Here is a 17,433-nt window from a genome sequence, read left to right as displayed (position 1 = left end):
AGTTTAGAGGAAGTAAAATTCGAGAAAAGTCAAAATTGAATACGAAGACGTTTATCTGCGTGAGCTGTTTCGATGAGATGATTATCGGCTAGGTCAGCATACATATGATTGAAAAAGAGAAGAGAAGGGTTTGCGAGGCTACAACCATGCTCAACCGCAAAATTCTTTTTTATTACGTAATCATCTGCCTCAATCCTGATGTGTTCAATTAAATTTTGTAAGTAGGCAATCTCTTGCTTATCACCTTGCAATGTTTCAAGTATTGCTATTTCCTGTTCTACCAGCTCAATGGCTTCTATAAACGGAGGAGGCAATGCTTTTAATTCTCCTGAGTATTGGGGGTGCATCGCAAAATTACCATACAGAACATTAAGCATTGAGTGGGATAAGAGTCGGAAAAGGTAGCTCTGCTTTGATTCTGCGTCGCTCTCATAATTGACAACACCGGCTGCAATAATGCAGGGCGTATCCTTTGGCATCGTTTTGCAATGTTCGAAATCAGTGTGGGAGATGTTAGGTTTGAAGCACAAATTATATTGTTCAAAAGGATTACCTTGTAAACACCGAGTTACCTTGACCAATAAGTGTGTATTTTGGCTTAAGGCTCGTTGAAAAAAAACTTTGGCGACAGTGAATTGTGGTAAAAAACTGCGTTCGTGAGCATCTCGTTTTATTCTAAGTAAAAAGGCCAGGGCTGGATTATCCAGGTAGAGGGCTTCAGATTGCATGTATTCGCAACAAGCTTTCGATAAGCTTTTTTGTGCGTCACAGACCAGTGTCTTTGCTTTGTTCTTGACAATTCCGAGATCGCGAAGTCTATGATAGTTTGTGCGTTCGTGAAGGGTAAATCCAGTACGAGGCAGATCTTCCTTGGTTAAGGTCAGGAGATAGGAGTCCAGAATAAATTTGATCTCCTTAAAGCAATTATTTGGGATGCAAAATGAAAGCTGATATTTGTTTAAAAATGTTTTAATGGGATGCTGGGTGTCGTCATGAGTGAGCACTACTGTCGGCAGGAGCGTTATTAGCAGCTGTAATTCTTCAATGACTGTTTCAATAGCTGTTTTGAGAGAAGCATTCTTCATTTTTTTGTTAAGTTCAATCAAATAAGCGGCGCGAATATGGCAAGCATTTTCGCCAACCAGGGCATCGAAAGCGGTGAAGTGTTTGTTGAGAAATCCACTGAGCGCTGCATGCCATTTCGCAAAGAGGTTTACTAAAACATCAATGCTTATATTCATTTGCCTAGAGAAAAATGCTGGAGCGAGATGATCCAATTTAAAATGATTGCCGGGGTGTTGAAGCGAGAATTCTTCTTCAATCATTTTTTCGTACATAAAGAACTTTCCATGTCTAAGAAAGAATGCGAGGTGTGATATTTTATATCCATTATGGATAAAAGTAAATCACAAAGTGCGTAATTTGTAATGATAGGTAGAGAAAACCTAGAGGATTACTGGATAAAGATTAAAAGGAATGTTTGTCATTAAAGAGCCCCTGTTGCCTCAATAGAACCTGTTGCCGAAGGACAAAAAATATACTGAGTCGTTGCCTCAGAATAGGTGTTGCTTTTGAGAGGTTTTGTTGCGATTAAAAAATAATTGCTATTGAGCCTGGTGGGTGTGTGGGCGAGAAGCCTGTGAGTGTGGGCAATAACTGTGAATAACGTCTTTTTGTTATTCATGGTTTTGTCCACACGTCCCATAGGGCACAGGCTGGTCCGAAGGACTCGTCCATCATATCCACAGGCTTTATGTTCCTGTCTTTTTACAATATTGAATAAGACTTTCATTAAAGAGCCTTTCTTTGTTTTACATGTTGAATATTCACTAATCTAAATATTAATTTTAGCTTTTTTTGAATCTTTTTTTGCAAGTCAAACGGGTCGAGTGTATTAAAGGTCTCTTGTAATTTTGTTTTCTGAGCGAGAGTAAGACCATTCGACGTCATCAGTCGCTGATAGGGCGTTTGGGGTTGATCATATTTTTTGATTACACGGGATTGAATTCGTACTTTGTCAATGAGCTTAATGCAAGGATAGAAAAAATTAAATAACAAGGAGACTTCGTTAGAATATAAGTCATTCATAAGCTCAACGAGCTTTGGATTACCAAAACGATGATAACCAAACAGTTGACGCACATGAGTCCAGTTCTTTTGTTCAACATGTGCATTATCGTCTTTTTTATAAGGACGAGAGCGAGTAAATTGAACCGCTTTTTGTGGGTCCCGCTCAGTAAAATAATGAATGAGATGCCAATTGAGAAACTCTGAGCCGTTATCACAATCAAACCCTTTGATTTCAAAAGGTAAATTTTTTTCTATGTCTTGAATACCCCCCAAGACACCATGAGCTCCTTTATTCCAAGTGGCCCGCATTTCTGTCCAGCCACTGAAAATATCCGTCAGCGTAATAGACCAAACAAAATCACCGGCTAGTGATGCTCCACAATGCGCAACGCTGTCGGCCTCCATAAAACCCACTTCGTTAGTATTCCACTGATTCGTATTGACTGGAATTTGATTCCTGAGAATACTTCCAGGCTTTGTTCCACTTAAGCCTTTTCCATAGCGAGTTTTAACAGGCTTGAGTAAGCGATCAATTGTAGCAGCGCTCATGGTTAGCAGTTGAGAGGATATCTCCGCCGCTAAAGGCTCATAATGATTTTGATAATGAGGTAACCATAAGGGAAGAGCTCTCTTTAATCGTTTACCACACATCTGATCCGTGCCAAGCCATATCTTTTTTAAAGGCTCCAGCAATATGGATGGGTCATAGGTCTTCTTTTTTCCAACTTTCTTCGGACTTTTATCAGAAATGGGTAACTGTCTTAATAAACGAGCTGCTGCTTTGCGATGATAATGATGCGTCTCGCAAAATTCATCCAGAATGCGTTTTTTTAACGCTCTATTGCCTCGTTGATAGCGGATACGCTGTATTTTTAGATACAAATCCATATTCACTTGCCCCATTTCTGTTCCTCTCGCTCGGCAACAGCCATATTGAGGCAACGAAGCAATTTATGGACTTATTTACGTCATCCTTCGGCAACAGATAATTTGAGGCAATTCGGAGCCACGTCAAGTTTTACTCCCCTTAATATTGCTTTAAGACAAATAGCTTATTATATAATCTAAAGTTGTTGGAGTACGGTTAAGTATGCAGCAAAATCAATTCAAAGATAAGTTGGGTCAGTTTAAGCAAGTGAACAAAGGAGAGTCTCCTAATGATAATAACAAAGAACTCTACCTAAATATAATCCGAGATCTTATAGCTGAGTTAGATCAAGCGAAGGGAGATATTAAAGAAAAAAATATTATATTGGCTCAAATCAAAGAAGCTGATCAAAAATACCTTGAAGCCCAAGGTACTCCAATTATTAGACACGTACTATTTACACGACATGGATTATGTTCAAATAACCAAAAAAACTATGGTTTAGCACCCAATTCGACTGTAGAAGAGTCTGCATTACAACACATGGGTAAGACTGACCAAAGCACGTCTAAGCTATTATCTAACGCACAGGCTCCAACGATTGTGATTTCTCCAATGATCCGAGCTTTGCAAACAGCTGCAAAAATTATCCCCAAAAATTTACAAGCCAATCTTTCTATTGATCCGGCCTTATCTGAAAATACGAATGCGCCATCAGGGTCTGATATTAGAAGTTATGATCAACTAATCCAAATGCGCAAAGATACTTCTTTTTTTACTTCTCCATTACAAAAAATTCTATTTTGGCTATCAACTTTATTTTATAGCCAATCAGATTTCGATAATCTCAAAAAGAAGAGAGATGAGGCGATTGATATCTTAGCAATAGCTGGTCATGGTATTACTGATGAGTCTAAAAATGAAGACGCTTGTCGAGATGTAACATTAACTGGACAGCAAAAAATAGAGAAAACTAATCGACTTATCCATACTGCAGGCAACAATGATCTTTGGTTAATTGGACATGGGAAAAACTTTAAAGCATTTTTTGAAGCGACCTTTGGCAATGAGTCAGATTTCGATTATGGTGAAACCCGAAGTGTGTATACGATACAGTCAATCAAAGATAACGTTTCTCCGGGATTATTTAGCCCACCCTATACGCTTGTAGTTAATCAAGAAACAGGTGAGATTGATGGCGTATATACGGGTATTACGAAGGGAGTAAAAGTAGCGACTTCTGCTACCCCTCTGCCACAAGAAGATTATCAAGGTTCGTTAACTACATTAGGACGAGGACTTGGTGGTAAAATTAGCCCTGAAGGACAGCCTGGAAATCCACTTCCCCAGCCGAATTCAGTTACTATGAATGGTGCCACAAATGGAAATGCAATGGAGCCTGTTTCTGTGGAAGAGGGGAGCCGAACGGATCCAGGTAAAATTGCAATTCATGTCAATGTCATTTGATAAGCTGTATTATGCATCTTTTGATTTCCTATCTATTTAGCTTTTGATAGATAAGTCGGGATGTATTACTATGAATAGACTTCGCAATAAGGTGGTTATTATGCTTTATGCGAAAGATAAAATTCGCGTGAATTCAATTCATTCAGGCTATATCTGGACGCCTTTGCTTGAAGAGGTGGCTCGTAAATCTGCGCTGGGTTATGAGGAGTTTCGCCAAAGGCACGATAGCATTCAACCCATTGGTCACATGGGCCAACCAGAAGATGTCGCTCACGCTATCGTCTATCTCGCCTCTGATGAATCGTGCTTCATGCTGCTAGTGAATTGATCATTGATGGCGGGTTATCAGGAGGTCAATTGATTAATAGTGTTTAGGGACGTTCCCTGGTTCGTCATGTTGACGCTATTTTATCGTGACCTTGCTGAAAATTTCTGCAACAAGGTAATCAAGCTGTGGCGAGGTCACGTTTTCAAGGTATTCCACTTGCGGGGGAGGGATGATGTCTAATATAACATCAGCCGATTTTTTGCGTGCCAGTTGCTGATAAAATTCATTGCTAAAATCCACCCTTATTTTTCTGCTGGCCAATTCATCCATAAACTCACTGCTGAATTCAGCTAACTGCTTTTTACGCCCCACCTCCTCCAGGTATTCGCTGAAAAACTGTTTTTTTAACTTCTCTTCCATTTGCGCTGATGTTATGTCAAGTTCGATACGTTCTGTTCTTGCCACGACTTGCATGCTGGAATCAACACCTAAATGTGAAGCGCCTTTCGCGGTTATGATGCAGCGTGGTGCATTATTAAGTCCAATCACACGGTCTTTGGCACGGCTTCTTGGGTCATAAGTGAAATGCTGACCATCAGGCAGAAGCAATCTACTGCCTTCGGCATGAGGCAGGCGTCCTTCTATCCAGTCGAAGATTTGTTCTGTAGCTTCTCGGCCACCACGATAACCGGATTTCACTTCATACAATTTGAGAATTCTTAAATTACCTTTTTCAATGACGGCAATGACATCGTCAGCAAATAATTTTGCTGGGTTGAGTTTGCCTTTTTCCATTAACTGGATCTTAAGACCGCTAATCAGCTTGGCATTGGGAATGGTTTTACGAATCTCATCAAGATGCCTTAGTTTGATTTCTTTTGAGAGAATCTCCGCAAGATTGCCCTTCAAGACATTAAACATACCCTGAGTTACTGTGGCTGTACGAAGACGATATATTTCCAATACATCTTTGGGATTGATGCCAGCAAAAGTCGTTGGAAAGAAATCTTCAAGTCGTTGGCTAAGGTTTTTAGGTTGCTTAAAGAATTGCGCTAGCAATTGCATGGCTTCATCATCGGATAAATCCATCGGACGGGGGACCTCGAAGTTATTGATCAGTTGTTGGGGTTGCCTAAGCTTGTATTTGGCACGTCTGATGTAATCGCTGCCCAAAAAGGCCTTAAGCAGCTTTGTTGCTTCGGGATTACGGGTTTTACCCATTGCCCAATCACGAGGGCTTGCAGGGTTCGTTCTATTTTTGACATAAGCACGGTAAGCCTCTTGCAGCTCTGTGTGCATAAATCCCGTGCCGTCCACATTGAGCAATTGATCAATGGTGGGGGGGGCACTTTTTATTTTTTTATAGATTCTGCTGAGTTCCTCAACTTGTTGTGCTGTGGCGGTCAGTCCTTTTTTTATCCTCTTTTCAGCTTCGCGAATAAGTTTTGCATCTTCAGCATTTATTCCGCCCTTTTTTATCTTGTCGATTAAGGCAGCTGCTTTTTCTGCTCTTCGCCCAAAAGAACGCCTTAGTGCTGATACACTACGAGCGGTCCCGCTTGCTGCAAACGGTAGCAGGGCACCTATGCCAAGAATGGCAATCTCTGTACTTGATAATTTGCGTCCATAAAGATCACGACCACTATACCAACCCTTAACAAATTCGGCGATATCAACGACATCGCCTAACGCGGGTACAAACCGAACGGCGAGATCGAGTGCAGTTAACTCGGGGCTGAGTATTATGGGTTGAATGATCGGGATTGTTTTTGGGTCGAGGCGTTGCCAATAGGATTTGATCTCATTAAAAGGCTTACCTTGAGAGGGTACATTGGCTATTTTGTCTGTTTCATAAATTTCAAAAAATATATCCCTCGTTGATGTTTTTTTACCGCCTAGTAGCACATTGCCAGGAGTATATTGAATCGGTTCTCGTGCCAACTCAATTTTAACAGCTGGTGTTTTCACTATTTCGAGAATAGGGAGGTTGTTAAATTTATTCTCTCGTTTTGCTCCTATACCTCCGCCTGCATTAATCTGAAAGGCAAATTGCGCATCGGAATGCAGTTTGTCGACCTGAGTTAATAATTCTAAAAATTCCTTGTCCCCAGAATGACGAGGGACAGTAATGATCAAATCTTGTTTTGATTGGTGATGACGGATAATAATACCATTATTGATTGGTGAGAGCGTAAAAAAATCGGTAGGGGGCAGGGAATAAAGATACCATTTTCTCAAGTCACCAACATTTTTGCCTTGTGGAGGCTCTGGAGGATTGACTTGAAATTCACCAAGCAGTTGTTGGGTATTGAAATCAGTACCAATCGTCGGTACGAGCTCAGGGTCTTGCACGCGGATAATCTCAACCAAGGGATAAAACGCATTGGGTTCATAAGGTTCCGGTGGATAACCATTGAGAGTAATGCTGATACCTGGACCAGCGATCAATTTGAATATTGCATAAACACGACCAGAGATGGGTTCAAGATATTGATAGTAAGCTGGCATTCTCCCTTTGGCGTTTGCACCACGCAAATCAGTCATCTCAATAACCAGCTTTTTTCCGCTTAAAATATAGGTAAAAATGAGCTTGATTTTTATCTTGCTAATCTCAGCAGAGAAATTTTCGTATGCACTCATCGACTTATCCTTGTCTTTTTGAAAAATCCCTTTTGCGAACTATACTGACATATTATGGACTATAAAGTCTCAGGATGGGACTAATACCAGGATGAAGAAAACGGAAATTTTATTTAAATTCGTGGCCATTCGAGATCCGCAAATTGAGGAATCCACATCTGGTCGGACAATTCGTTTTGATGGTGGCCGAGACTGGGTGAATCGAATAACAAAACTCATCACGGACAATGTCTCTTTAGAGGATGCTCGCCGAAAAATATCCAATGATTTTATGGATTCCTCCGCTTATGTTTTACGGTCTCCCAGGTGGCAACTTTTTTTAGTTCATCAGGCAGAAATCCAGCGTATTTTGAAAATGTCTGAAAACGAAGCACAGTTTACATCCTTTTTTACCCCCTTCTTGCAACAAATTGATCCAAATATTACGTCACTGGAAAATTTCGTGGCCAGTGATGTGTTTAAGCGACTTAAAGAATCATTATGGCATAGCTACTACAGCAACATTGCTTTGCTCGATCGTCGACCTCAAGATCGTCCTGTGCTCGAATTCTGGCTTAGATTCTGGCATTTTTTAGAACGTTTGGTGGCTCAAGATGATTTCAAAGAATTAATAAAGGACTTCAGCAGTTGGTCTTTGGTCACGCCCAACCAATTAGTACGGGCCGTTAAAACAGTAGACACAGAGCCTTTGCCTGATACTGAAGACAGTGATACTTCAGAAGCGGCTCGCAAGAAAATTGCTGAGACCAGGAAAGCCATAGCCCAATTGCAAACAACTCGGGCGCAAATTATCAAGGTATTTCATGCAAAACTAGCTGAGGATGCAAGGAAAGCTCAAGAAGAGAACCAAGGAAGAAAAACTATTCCTGACTCAGGAGGATCAAAAAGTCGGCGAAGAGCGTTATGGATGCTAACAGCCAAAGAAATTGGCAGCGACGCGGCAAATGCCTTAGATCGTTTGGGTATCTCTTTGGATTTGCATGACGCAACAGAACTCGATGCCCTCTTGGAAAACCAGGAAGCCAAGTTGGAAAGCGAAATATTTCAATTGCAGCGTACAAAACGGGTAACGATAGTCAGGGGTGTGCCCGTCATCGTAAGTAGGAAGGATGTATGACGAAGCCAAAGATTAAACCCATTGGTATCGGCGATTTAAAAGTTGTTAAGCAAATGCTTGTTCGTTATGCCGCTGGTGAAGTGGCTCATATCGAGAATGTGATGGCTACAGAAAGTCGTGGTCGTCACCATCGTCGTTTACAACAAATCGAGGAAATTGTCACCGCCGAATTTGAACGCACGGAAGAGAGTAAGCGTGATCTGCAAACGACAGAACGATTCGAGATGCAACAGGAGACGCAAAAAACTATTCAATCTGAAACACGTTTCCAAATAGGTGCCGAAGTTTCGGTTGGGTTCGGGCCTGTACAGCTCGGAGTTTCAACCCAATTTTCCACGAGCAACTCCAAAACTGAATCAGATATCACTTTTGACAACACGGATGGTGAGAATAAAAGTGGTATTTACCGTTGGGTTGATAAATATTATCGTGCCAAAGTGGTTGATTACGGTAAGCGTTTGTATTATGAGTTTTTTATCCCAGAACCGGCTGCGTTCTATATTTTTTCACGCCAGTACACGCTTGATAATGAAGTTTTACCTGAGGAGCCATTAACCCCCGTGGATCCTGCGACGAATGAGCCTTTGGCACCACATCATATTACTCGCACCAATTATCTTGGTTTAGCCCAATCCTATGGGGCTGATAATATTACGCCACCACCTAGACAAGAAATCATTGCTTCGAGAGTTATTGGGCGAGAATTACAAGCGAATGAACATTGGGCGTTTACAGACAGTGAGTTAGAGATTCCACCGGGTTACGTTTATCATAGTCATGGTGGCTACTATTATACATTTGGGGGAAGTGAAGAAGGCTATCGTTTTTCGATCCATCGTTCTGTGGATGTTCTTAGCCGTGATAGCGAAGATTCCACGTCAAACGGCTTTGATGTTCCAGCAATTAGTGGCATGTTTCCCATTGGGGCTCGGGGGCATGGTATTCGTTCTCTTATGATAAGCATCGCGATCATTTGCAAACTAACTCAGGAATATGAGGATGAATGGCGACTTAAAACGTTTCAAACGATCATGGCGGCCTACAATAAAAAATTGCTCGAATATGAAGAACGTCTTGCGGCCGCGCAAATTCAGGAAGGGGTGGAAATTGGGGGTAACAATCCCCTACTTAATCGCACGATTGAGCGGGAGGAATTAAAGAAAGGCTGCATTACGCTCTGGACGGGTTTTAAATACAACGCTGTACCTGGAATAACCCATGATACCAATGCCAACCCGCCGAACAATTATCCGGAAATCCATGTCGATAATGCCCTGGAAATGAGTCCTGAAATTCAGTTTTTAGAGCAATCGTTTGATTGGAAGAACATGACTTATGAGTTTTATCCTTATTACTGGGGACGAAAAAAACATTGGTTGGATACTTATCCTCTGAAAGACAATGATCCTTTGTTTGCTGATTTTTTACGTGCAGGTGCTGCCCGAGTGCTAGTCCCGGTGCGTCTTGAGGCAACCAAAGCCGTTCTGTTCCATCAGCTTACTGGCAAAATGCCAAGCGGAGAGATGCCACAATTTGATCCTCCTGATCCAGCGGGAACGCTTGTGGCTCCAGGCGTAGAAGATAATACCGATGCTGAATTTAAACTCTATAAAGATTATGTTGCTGAATTACAAAATGAAACCATGATCGGCGATATTCATGAAGATATTGTCATTGCACCTGATGATCCCGAAGCTTGGATGTACAAGGTTCCAACCACGCTCGTGTGGTTGCAAACTGATATGGAACTGCCGGATCTGGAGTCTGACACAACGGAGGATGATAACGACAATGCCTAAATATAAGTCATTTGCTGGTAGCAATACGTCTATTCTTATTGAGGTCGAAGAAGGGAGTAGCGGAGGAACGGGCGGTAATTTCAAAGACTCATTAGCGGTGCTACCGGAAGTTATTCGATCCTTTGTTGACTCGGTCGATAAAATACCCGCAAAGAAGAAACCGAAGGAGTTAAAAATTACCTTCTGTCTTAAAACATTGGAAGATGGCAGTTTGGCGATATCGGCTGATCCGAGTCACGGTAATTTTAAAGTAAAAATGTTATGGTCTGCTAATCCTCCGAGTTCGGAAGAGTTTACAAGTTAGAAGAGGTCTACTATGCTCGCAGCAATTCGAAATCCAGAGTTATTCAGATGGTAAAGTGACTGAGGTCCAGACCATTCAAGATGAAAAAGATGTAGTTAAGCAAAATGGTTTAGATTACTTGCGGCTAGAGATTGCTCTAACTGTGTCATTCCCGCGTGGGTGCTTAGGAGTCCTGGTGTATTTTTCGTACAACAATTGAGATCAATAATATCTTCTTTGATTTGTTTGTTGTCATTCTCGCGAAGGCAGGAATCCATTTTATCAACTAGCTACTTCACCTTTGACGGTCAGATGGATTACCGCCTTCGCGGGAATGACACAGTTCGGTAAACATTCTCGAAAAATACGACATAGTATGAGGAAGATACGGTGATTAAATTTTGAACGATTCTGTTTCTGAGCTGCTAGGAGTTTGTGTTGAAGTCGTTTTTTGTTGGCCGGTGCCACCAACCTTTAGGTCATTAGAAGATTGGTTTGTAGTGTCTGATAAAGAACTCATCATTGGTCCTGTCTGCGTAGTCCTTTTATCTTCTTGAGATTTCTCTGTTTGGAGTTGTGTAATCCTGTCTGATAGATTTTTTACTTTTTGATCTAATTCACCCATTTCGATGGAACGGTTACTACTCACCAGGTTTTTAACACTGGACATTTCCCCTTTGGCATTGTCGAAGTCTTGTTTGGCAGTCGTTCTATTTTCATCGGATAGTTTTTCACCTTGATTAAGAAGGTAGAACTCCTCACCTTCTTTCACGAGTTGTTTATCTTTGGGGACGACAAAATCAGCTTCTTGAAAAGAAGTCGTTGTCTCACCATTACTTTTGTACATTATCTTGTCACCTTTGGTGACAGCTAACATGTCTTTTAAGGTTCCAATCTGCAGGTTTTTGGCATTTAACTCTTCGAGCTCTTTTTTAGCTTGGGCTACCATCTCCTCCCCTTCCTGTCCTCCCAATTTTAAACCATCGTCTATCAATTTAAAAATGGCTTGAGCTTTTTCATCCCTTTCTTCTTTTGTTCCCTCTAACTTGGAGATTTCGTCCTCTATCGCTTTAATTTTATCTTCACGAGTGCCATTTTTTGTTTCTGATTCTAATTTGGAAATAGTATCGTCCACATTTTTCAGATTTTTATCATAGTTCTCGTATTTTTCGGTTGCTTTTGTGATCTCTTGTTTAACATCCTCTAGCTGACTGTTTAAATAATCTATTTCGTGATCAAATCTGCCGATTTTGGCTTTGTCTTTTTCCTTCGTGGGTTCTTCTTGAGCTTTGGGGGGAGGAGGGGGCTCGTCTTGACCTCGAAGCATTAACTCTTTCTCTTTCTCTTCTTTCTCTGCCGCCATTTCACTCAGTAACATGGCAAGTTCTTCTTGTTCTTCTTGTGCTTGTAAGAACATTGCTTCTCTCATTTCTTCTTCTTTAATTCTTTCCTCACGAAATGTCTCAAGAAGCGCTTCACCGACCTTTGTGTGAAAAAACTCTATAACCTGCTTAGTCGTTTGCAAACCAAATTTAGCAATATCTCTGATTTCCTTTTCGAAGTCATCTATCTTCATTACTGCATTCTTCAAGGGATATAATAATTATTATTATAGACCTTCATGATGTGATTTTATTTAATAGCCACCCTTAGGTATTCCTGTGTTAATTGACATATCGCAAAATTTCGATATAATAAAAATATGAATCTTGTGCTTGTATTAAAAGCCCTTTCTAATGAAAGGCGACTGCAAATTATTGAATGGCTCAAAGAGCCAGGTAAACACTTTAGTTCATCGCATTGTGACGTTAGTTTAGACGGTGTGTGCGTGGGTTTAATTGAAAAAAAATCTGGCTTATCGCAATCGACGATATCTGCCTATTTATCCCAGTTGCATCAAGCGGGTCTTATTACCATGGAGCGTCGTGGGCAGTGGACTTATTGCAAATTGAATCAACCATTTATTGAAGAGTTCTTTAAAGCGTTTAAGGCAAAAATGTAAAAATTTTTAATTTATTATATCGATAATTTGCGATATATAGAAATGACTAGGGAGAAAAGCTATGTTTGACTCAAACTTGATTTTGCAACCCTTTCAACTTAATGAAACGATTCGCCTAAAAAACCGAATTGTTATGGCACCTATGACAAGAAATATGGCGAATGATGATTTTAGCCCTACGCAGGAGATGGTAAATTATTATGCAAGACGAGCAGACGCGGGGTTAATCATCACAGAGGGAGCCGTCATTAGCCCGGATGGTCGAGGCTACAGCAACACACCCGGCATTTACACGCGACAGCATGTAGATGGATGGAAAAGAGTAACTCATGCTGTGCATGAGAAAAAGGGCAAGATTTTCTTGCAAATTTGGCATGTGGGTCGAGTTTCTCATCCTGTCTTTTTAGATGGCGCTTTGCCCGTTTCACCTTCTGAAACGGTCATGGCTGGAAAAATTCACAGAATAGAAGGTCTCTATTACGGTAAATCACGTGCGCTCTCAATTGATGAAATTAAAACGCTGATTAATAAATATGCGCAGGCTGCAGCACGAGCAATGGAGGCTGGATTTGATGGTATTGAAATCCATGGTGCAAATGGTTATTTAATTGATCAATTCTTACACTACCACACCAACAAACGTAATGATGTTTATGGTTTAGAGCCAAAAAACCTTGCACGATTTGCTTTGGAAGTTGTTGAGGCGTGTATAGCAGAAATTGGTAATCAACGAGTGGGGCTGCGGCTTTCTCCAGGGACGTATTTGAATGAAATTGTTGGTGATACGCGAGATGCAAACGTATTTCAATATTTGCTGAGACAGTTAACTGAAAAGAAAATTGCCTATCTCCATACGGGCAATTTCGATGATACTGCTCTCTTCCCAGAATTAGGTAATAAAACTATGACGGAGTTTATGCGTATCCATTTTGGGGGAAAGTTAATTGCTAGCGGTGGGTACATAGTGCAGCAGGCAAATCAACAGATTTTGGAGAACAAATTCGACCTGGTTGCTTTAGGAAGACCTTTTATAGCTAATCCCGATTTGATCGAGCGCATAAAAACAGCTTCTGAACTTAAATCTTACGAGGCTACGATGTTAGAAACACTATTTTAGTGTTTTTATAAGATAGAATAAAATTTGAGAGTAAGTATTACACAACAAATAACTAAGATTAAAAACGATGTCATTTCTTAAATCTTCCTTTGATGGTATTGGCACAGGAGCCGGAGTTGCCTGGCCTTTTTTTGGTATCCTTTCCTCAACTCTTGGACTGGTTGCTGGCAGTACAACGGTTCTAATCGTAGGCTCTGTAGCTGGTATTTTATTTTGCGTCGTTAGTGGAGCGACTTTTTATTTAGCTCATGAAAATGCAAAGGCAGAAGCACTTGCTAATACGCAAAAATTGGGGCGACAAAAGGATAAGTTAAATACAATTCTTTATCTTTATTTGCAAAATATTGTTAGCGACTATTTGTTGAGTATTAATGATCATCATGTATCCACTGAAGAGGCTATATTGTTTGTTAGAAAAAAACTGCAGAAGGATCTGCAAGCCAGTGAACATAAACAATTATTACTAGCTTTGTTTGAGGCATTATCATCACACCGCTCGGGAAAAACATTTGAAGAATTTATGTCGGCCAAATTTTCCTGTCTAATGAATAAAACAGTCCTTCCCGATGTGATCCCCATAGTAGATTCCTTGATAACCAAATTAATTTGTACTGAACCAACGAATCTGTTGTCTAGGAAGAAAATGCTACAAATTATGTTCTTAAGTGCCGTAGGTACATTTGGTGCTATTGCGGGTTGCATGGCAGGTTTCATGGGTTTACTGGGAGGGCTTGGACTTTTAGCTGGCTTTGCTGCTGTTCCTTTACTTGGTTGGGCGACTATAGTGGTTGCTCTTGCTTTTGCTACTATCATGTCAGTAAATGCCATTGAGCTGGCAAGTAATCGCCATGAGTTGCAACAAGCGTCTAGTCAGATTAAATCGTTTCACCGGTACCTGTATCAACTGCATACAAAAGAGCTAGCTCTAAAAGTTGATAAACTTGAGCATGATACTCCCTACGATCAAGGTTATCAGCAACCGTATCCTTTTTTTGTTCCCAATAGGTCGATAGGGAGTAGAATCAGTGATCTGATTTTGATCCCAGTATCGAAAAGCATGAGTATTAGGGGTTATTAATTGATGTCTATGCAATACATTAAAAAATGCTTACAGGCTTGGTTCTCTTTTCCAGAAAATAAGTTGTTTTGCCAGGTTACAACTGTTTCTTGTAGAGGCACTCATATTAGAACCATGGATTTATACGATTTAACTGCAGATGGACACTTAATTTTTTTAACGGATACCAGCACGAGAAAATGGCTCGATCTGCAAGAGTTAAAAAAAATTGCTGTTTGCATGCTGCACTTAGAGCATGGGCAAATCATCGTAGAGGGTGAAGCTATATTAAAGACCAGTGCAAGTGATTATGAGACCGCATTCATTTCAAAAAACCTATCAAATTTTTATTTATATTTGGCTTTCTTCCAGTCCTTCCAGTTTAACCAACAGGAGATTAAAAGCACTGAAATTCCCAGGAATGCTGTTATAACGTTTATAACAAACGGATCCCAATGCATTCCGGTTAGATGGTCTGCACAATATTTGATGTAGGAGGTGGTAGAGTCCGTTCACCAAGCTCTCGTTTTACCTCCCAATGCCAGTCGGTATAGGGACAGTATCCCCGGCCATAAAAAACTCCAAGGCCAAACCAGTCAAACTGATGGTGTAGAGATGAAGGCGACGGGACTTTTTCCAGCTCCAGCCTGTGAGGTTGAACAAGGCTAGGCTTCCGTGAAAGATTACAAAAAAATAGTCCAGGAAGACGTACATTAATACTAAAGTCCTAGCCAACGGATGAATTCACTCGTTGATTTAAGAGTAATAACGGGTCTTGCTTCAAACTGGATAAGATAGCCCTCTTCAGTGTTGCCAGAAGATCCTGTATTCGGTTTTACTTCTTGTATTTTCCCTAGCGGGACAATTCTCATATGGGTTCTGTAGTAACCGCGTTCTAATTGCACATCCGGGACGACAAAATAAATTTCATTCCACTTTTCTGAGATGTTGAAATTATGGTTATTGCGAACCATGATGTTGTAAAATTCCGCCTCGCTTAAGGCGATGTACTCAACATTATTGATTTGGCGTCTCAGCATCCGTTCCAAAGGCGCTTTCGTATGGAAGAGGCGTTCGTAACTGTCAGCCGTCACGACCACAATGGGTTCATGTTCTTCCCTGTGACTGTTTTTGTTCATATCTGCAAAAAGAATTCCTTCTCGCCCCTCATTCTCAGGAGGATTGGTATCTGTCTCCAAGACAGGGGGGATTTGCGTGGATGAAAAATTCTCGCAGTTTAGAAATTTTGATTTCATAAACCAATTATCACTAGGGTAATAAATTACGAATAGCGATTTATTTTTTATCGTATTAATAATCGGTCCTGTGAGTTCCAAGGGAACAGCAGGGCATCCCCAGCTGCGACCAGGCCTACCATAGCGTTTTATAAAAGGCTCTGCCATATACCAGCCACCGTGCATAACAATCGCTCGGCTAGAAGCGTTATCATTGAAACCTGGATCCAGGCCATCCAGCCGCAAGGATAGGCCATCACGTCCATAGTAAGACTGGTTGGTTGTATAAACTCCCATGCTGCTTGCTTTGCTATTGTTTTTATTGGAAAAATATTTAGTTAATAAGGTGCCAGACCTAATTCCGTGAGACACATAGGTATGGAAAAGCAATTTTTTTTCACGTAAATCAAATATCCAAAGCCTTTTCTCACTTGAGGGTAACGAATAATCAATGATGGTCAAGATCTCATTGTGGTTCACATGATATTCTTGTCCACACTTTAGAGTGGTTAATACTTTATTAATCACCACAGTATTCAGTGTAGGGGCTTGCTTGCGTAGCATCTGCTCAATTTCATTTAAGGCAAGCATAGGAATTTTAGAGTACTGTTGTTGAGGAGTTGCCATCGACATGAGCTGGGCAAGCAAATTATTATTCCCTATCCTTTGGGATTGCAAACGCTCCGGCACGGGCAGAGAGAAACAAGTCGAAGTTACTGCTAAAAGCAATAGCAGCTTTTTCTTCATAGTATCTCCTTGATAATCTTTGTTCTTATTGGTGTTGTATAGGATACTATAGCTCAAATTTGAGCAGATGGTTTATTATATATTCAAATATTGACTTAGGTGCAGAGAAGCGCGGCAATGAACACAGGAGTTATTAATGCAAAAATTGCTGGTTATCTTAGGGATAATTTTAATCATTCTTGGATTATCATGGCCCTGGATTAAACGATTGGGTTTGGGTCGTCTGCCAGGGGATATCGTGATTGAGAAAGGGAATTTTACCTTTTATTTCCCGATTACAACGTGCATTATAATCAGTGCACTGATTATAGTTATTCTCTGGTTTATCAATCGATAATATTGCACCGTTTGACAAACGAAAAAAGAAGACCTAAGCTTTATTGTGCACTGCAACATTAGGAGAAATGTTATGCAACGAGATTATTGGGAGGGATTAAAGGATAGTTTCAATGAATTACAAAAACCTTTTCAAGAAATAATGGAACTTAATGTTAAAACGTTTCAAAAACTGGCATATATAAAACCTGACGAACTGCCACAATTAAAAACTCCAGAGGACCTTTTGGACAAAAATGTAAATATATTGATCCAAAATGGTCACAGAGCACTGGATTATATGCAACAGGCTTTTCAAATTTTTGAAAGGCATTTATTGACACTGGCTAGCGATATAAGAGCTACAAAACATTAATCAATGCTTACGTTATCCTGCAGGCCTGTATCTTTATACATAGTGCAAAGAACCCTTGGCATCCCGAGCGTA

At 40.6% G+C, this 17,433-nt stretch carries 17 protein-coding genes; 11 read left to right on the top strand and 6 right to left on the bottom strand.

Features of this window, described 5'->3' with window-relative positions:
- Positions 1-29 precede the first annotated feature (29 nt).
- The 3 genes from CKV79_RS07730 to CKV79_RS07720 form a co-directional block, all read right to left on the bottom strand.
- Positions 30-1,337 (bottom strand): hypothetical protein, encoded by a 1,308-nt coding sequence (locus CKV79_RS07730; protein ID WP_028374380.1) that lies wholly within the window; start codon positions 1,335-1,337, stop codon positions 30-32.
- 149 nt (positions 1,338-1,486) lie between these two features.
- The gene (locus CKV79_RS07725) at positions 1,487-1,792 is read right to left on the bottom strand and encodes a hypothetical protein (RefSeq protein ID WP_035916345.1); all 306 of its coding nucleotides are present in this window, start codon (positions 1,790-1,792) and stop codon (positions 1,487-1,489) included.
- Entirely contained in the window at positions 1,792-2,973 is a 1,182-nt protein-coding gene (locus tag CKV79_RS07720) for an integrase (protein ID WP_095141685.1), read from the bottom strand. The genes CKV79_RS07725 and CKV79_RS07720 overlap by 1 nt, the downstream gene beginning before the upstream one ends.
- 187 nt (positions 2,974-3,160) lie before the next feature.
- On the opposite strand from CKV79_RS07720, the gene CKV79_RS07715 reads away from it, so the two are divergent.
- On the top strand, positions 3,161-4,405 hold the full coding sequence (locus CKV79_RS07715; RefSeq protein WP_051546257.1) for a hypothetical protein: 1,245 nt from the start codon (positions 3,161-3,163) through the stop codon (positions 4,403-4,405).
- Positions 4,406-4,475: 70 nt separating this feature from the next.
- A complete protein-coding gene (locus CKV79_RS07710) occupies positions 4,476-4,733 on the top strand; it encodes an SDR family oxidoreductase (RefSeq protein ID WP_081778121.1) in 258 nt (85 codons plus the stop codon).
- Between the two features lie 75 nt (positions 4,734-4,808).
- Here the strand turns inward: CKV79_RS07710 and CKV79_RS07705 are convergent, their stop codons facing one another.
- Positions 4,809-7,313 carry a hypothetical protein gene (locus tag CKV79_RS07705; RefSeq protein ID WP_028374119.1) on the bottom strand — a complete coding sequence of 835 codons (2,505 nt, stop codon included), beginning with the start codon at positions 7,311-7,313 and terminating at the stop codon, positions 4,809-4,811.
- Between the two features lie 91 nt (positions 7,314-7,404).
- Between CKV79_RS07705 and CKV79_RS07700 the strand changes: the two genes are divergently transcribed.
- From CKV79_RS07700 to CKV79_RS07690, 3 genes are read left to right on the top strand one after another with little or no spacing between them, the layout of a single operon-like run.
- Positions 7,405-8,430 (top strand): hypothetical protein, encoded by a 1,026-nt coding sequence (locus tag CKV79_RS07700; RefSeq protein ID WP_028374118.1) that lies wholly within the window; start codon positions 7,405-7,407, stop codon positions 8,428-8,430.
- A complete protein-coding gene (locus tag CKV79_RS07695; RefSeq protein WP_028374117.1) occupies positions 8,427-10,229 on the top strand; it encodes a hypothetical protein in 1,803 nt (600 codons plus the stop codon). Before CKV79_RS07700 ends, CKV79_RS07695 begins: the two co-directional genes overlap by 4 nt.
- On the top strand, positions 10,222-10,533 hold the full coding sequence (locus CKV79_RS07690) for a CU044_2847 family protein (RefSeq protein ID WP_028374116.1): 312 nt from the start codon (positions 10,222-10,224) through the stop codon (positions 10,531-10,533). Before CKV79_RS07695 ends, CKV79_RS07690 begins: the two co-directional genes overlap by 8 nt.
- A 373-nt stretch (positions 10,534-10,906) precedes the next feature.
- Here CKV79_RS07690 and CKV79_RS07685 read toward each other — a convergent pair whose 3' ends face one another.
- The gene (locus tag CKV79_RS07685) at positions 10,907-12,088 is read right to left on the bottom strand and encodes a hypothetical protein (protein ID WP_028374115.1); all 1,182 of its coding nucleotides are present in this window, start codon (positions 12,086-12,088) and stop codon (positions 10,907-10,909) included.
- A 126-nt stretch (positions 12,089-12,214) separates the two neighbouring features.
- Between CKV79_RS07685 and CKV79_RS07680 the strand changes: the two genes are divergently transcribed.
- From CKV79_RS07680 to CKV79_RS07665, 4 genes are all read left to right on the top strand, one after another.
- A complete protein-coding gene (locus tag CKV79_RS07680) occupies positions 12,215-12,514 on the top strand; it encodes an ArsR/SmtB family transcription factor (protein ID WP_028374114.1) in 300 nt (99 codons plus the stop codon).
- 61 nt (positions 12,515-12,575) lie between these two features.
- A complete protein-coding gene (locus CKV79_RS07675) occupies positions 12,576-13,631 on the top strand; it encodes an alkene reductase (protein ID WP_028374113.1) in 1,056 nt (351 codons plus the stop codon).
- Positions 13,632-13,698: 67 nt separating this feature from the next.
- Entirely contained in the window at positions 13,699-14,709 is a 1,011-nt protein-coding gene (locus tag CKV79_RS07670; protein WP_028374112.1) for a hypothetical protein, read from the top strand.
- A 3-nt stretch (positions 14,710-14,712) separates the two neighbouring features.
- Complete coding sequence (locus CKV79_RS07665; protein WP_051546255.1) at positions 14,713-15,183, top strand: pyridoxamine 5'-phosphate oxidase family protein; 471 nt, start codon at positions 14,713-14,715, stop codon at positions 15,181-15,183.
- A gap of 224 nt (positions 15,184-15,407) precedes the next feature.
- On the opposite strand, the gene CKV79_RS07655 is transcribed toward CKV79_RS07665, so the two are convergent.
- A complete protein-coding gene (locus tag CKV79_RS07655) occupies positions 15,408-16,670 on the bottom strand; it encodes a murein L,D-transpeptidase catalytic domain family protein (RefSeq protein ID WP_028374111.1) in 1,263 nt (420 codons plus the stop codon).
- Positions 16,671-16,806: 136 nt separating this feature from the next.
- Between CKV79_RS07655 and CKV79_RS07650 the strand changes: the two genes are divergently transcribed.
- Together CKV79_RS07650 and CKV79_RS07645 are read left to right on the top strand one after the other, a co-directional pair.
- A complete protein-coding gene (locus CKV79_RS07650; protein ID WP_028374110.1) occupies positions 16,807-17,007 on the top strand; it encodes a DUF2905 domain-containing protein in 201 nt (66 codons plus the stop codon).
- Between the two features lie 72 nt (positions 17,008-17,079).
- Complete coding sequence (locus CKV79_RS07645) at positions 17,080-17,361, top strand: hypothetical protein (protein WP_028374109.1); 282 nt, start codon at positions 17,080-17,082, stop codon at positions 17,359-17,361.
- Positions 17,362-17,433 lie beyond the last annotated feature (72 nt).

This window comes from Legionella lansingensis (genome assembly GCF_900187355.1).
Taxonomy (GTDB): domain Bacteria; phylum Pseudomonadota; class Gammaproteobacteria; order Legionellales; family Legionellaceae; genus Tatlockia; species Tatlockia lansingensis.
This window is presented reverse-complemented; position numbering and strand designations above follow the sequence as displayed.

Excerpts from the sequence above, each read along its gene's own strand:
- CKV79_RS07715 (WP_051546257.1), top strand. The coding sequence starts at position 3,161 with ATGCAGCAAAATCAATTCAAAGATAAGTTGGGTCAGTTTAAGCAAGTG.
- CKV79_RS07705 (WP_028374119.1), bottom strand. The coding sequence starts at position 7,313 with ATGAGTGCATACGAAAATTTCTCTGCTGAGATTAGCAAGATAAAAATC.
- CKV79_RS07655 (WP_028374111.1), bottom strand. The coding sequence starts at position 16,670 with ATGAAGAAAAAGCTGCTATTGCTTTTAGCAGTAACTTCGACTTGTTTC.
- CKV79_RS07645 (WP_028374109.1), top strand. The coding sequence starts at position 17,080 with ATGCAACGAGATTATTGGGAGGGATTAAAGGATAGTTTCAATGAATTA.
- CKV79_RS07690 (WP_028374116.1), top strand. The coding sequence starts at position 10,222 with ATGCCTAAATATAAGTCATTTGCTGGTAGCAATACGTCTATTCTTATT.
- CKV79_RS07650 (WP_028374110.1), top strand. The coding sequence starts at position 16,807 with ATGCAAAAATTGCTGGTTATCTTAGGGATAATTTTAATCATTCTTGGA.
- CKV79_RS07685 (WP_028374115.1), bottom strand. The coding sequence starts at position 12,088 with ATGAAGATAGATGACTTCGAAAAGGAAATCAGAGATATTGCTAAATTT.
- CKV79_RS07700 (WP_028374118.1), top strand. The coding sequence starts at position 7,405 with ATGAAGAAAACGGAAATTTTATTTAAATTCGTGGCCATTCGAGATCCG.
- CKV79_RS07675 (WP_028374113.1), top strand. The coding sequence starts at position 12,576 with ATGTTTGACTCAAACTTGATTTTGCAACCCTTTCAACTTAATGAAACG.
- CKV79_RS07730 (WP_028374380.1), bottom strand. The coding sequence starts at position 1,337 with ATGTACGAAAAAATGATTGAAGAAGAATTCTCGCTTCAACACCCCGGC.
- CKV79_RS07670 (WP_028374112.1), top strand. The coding sequence starts at position 13,699 with ATGTCATTTCTTAAATCTTCCTTTGATGGTATTGGCACAGGAGCCGGA.
- CKV79_RS07720 (WP_095141685.1), bottom strand. The coding sequence starts at position 2,973 with ATGGGGCAAGTGAATATGGATTTGTATCTAAAAATACAGCGTATCCGC.
- CKV79_RS07725 (WP_035916345.1), bottom strand. The coding sequence starts at position 1,792 with ATGAAAGTCTTATTCAATATTGTAAAAAGACAGGAACATAAAGCCTGT.
- CKV79_RS07665 (WP_051546255.1), top strand. The coding sequence starts at position 14,713 with ATGTCTATGCAATACATTAAAAAATGCTTACAGGCTTGGTTCTCTTTT.
- CKV79_RS07695 (WP_028374117.1), top strand. The coding sequence starts at position 8,427 with ATGACGAAGCCAAAGATTAAACCCATTGGTATCGGCGATTTAAAAGTT.
- CKV79_RS07680 (WP_028374114.1), top strand. The coding sequence starts at position 12,215 with ATGAATCTTGTGCTTGTATTAAAAGCCCTTTCTAATGAAAGGCGACTG.
- CKV79_RS07710 (WP_081778121.1), top strand. The coding sequence starts at position 4,476 with ATGAATAGACTTCGCAATAAGGTGGTTATTATGCTTTATGCGAAAGAT.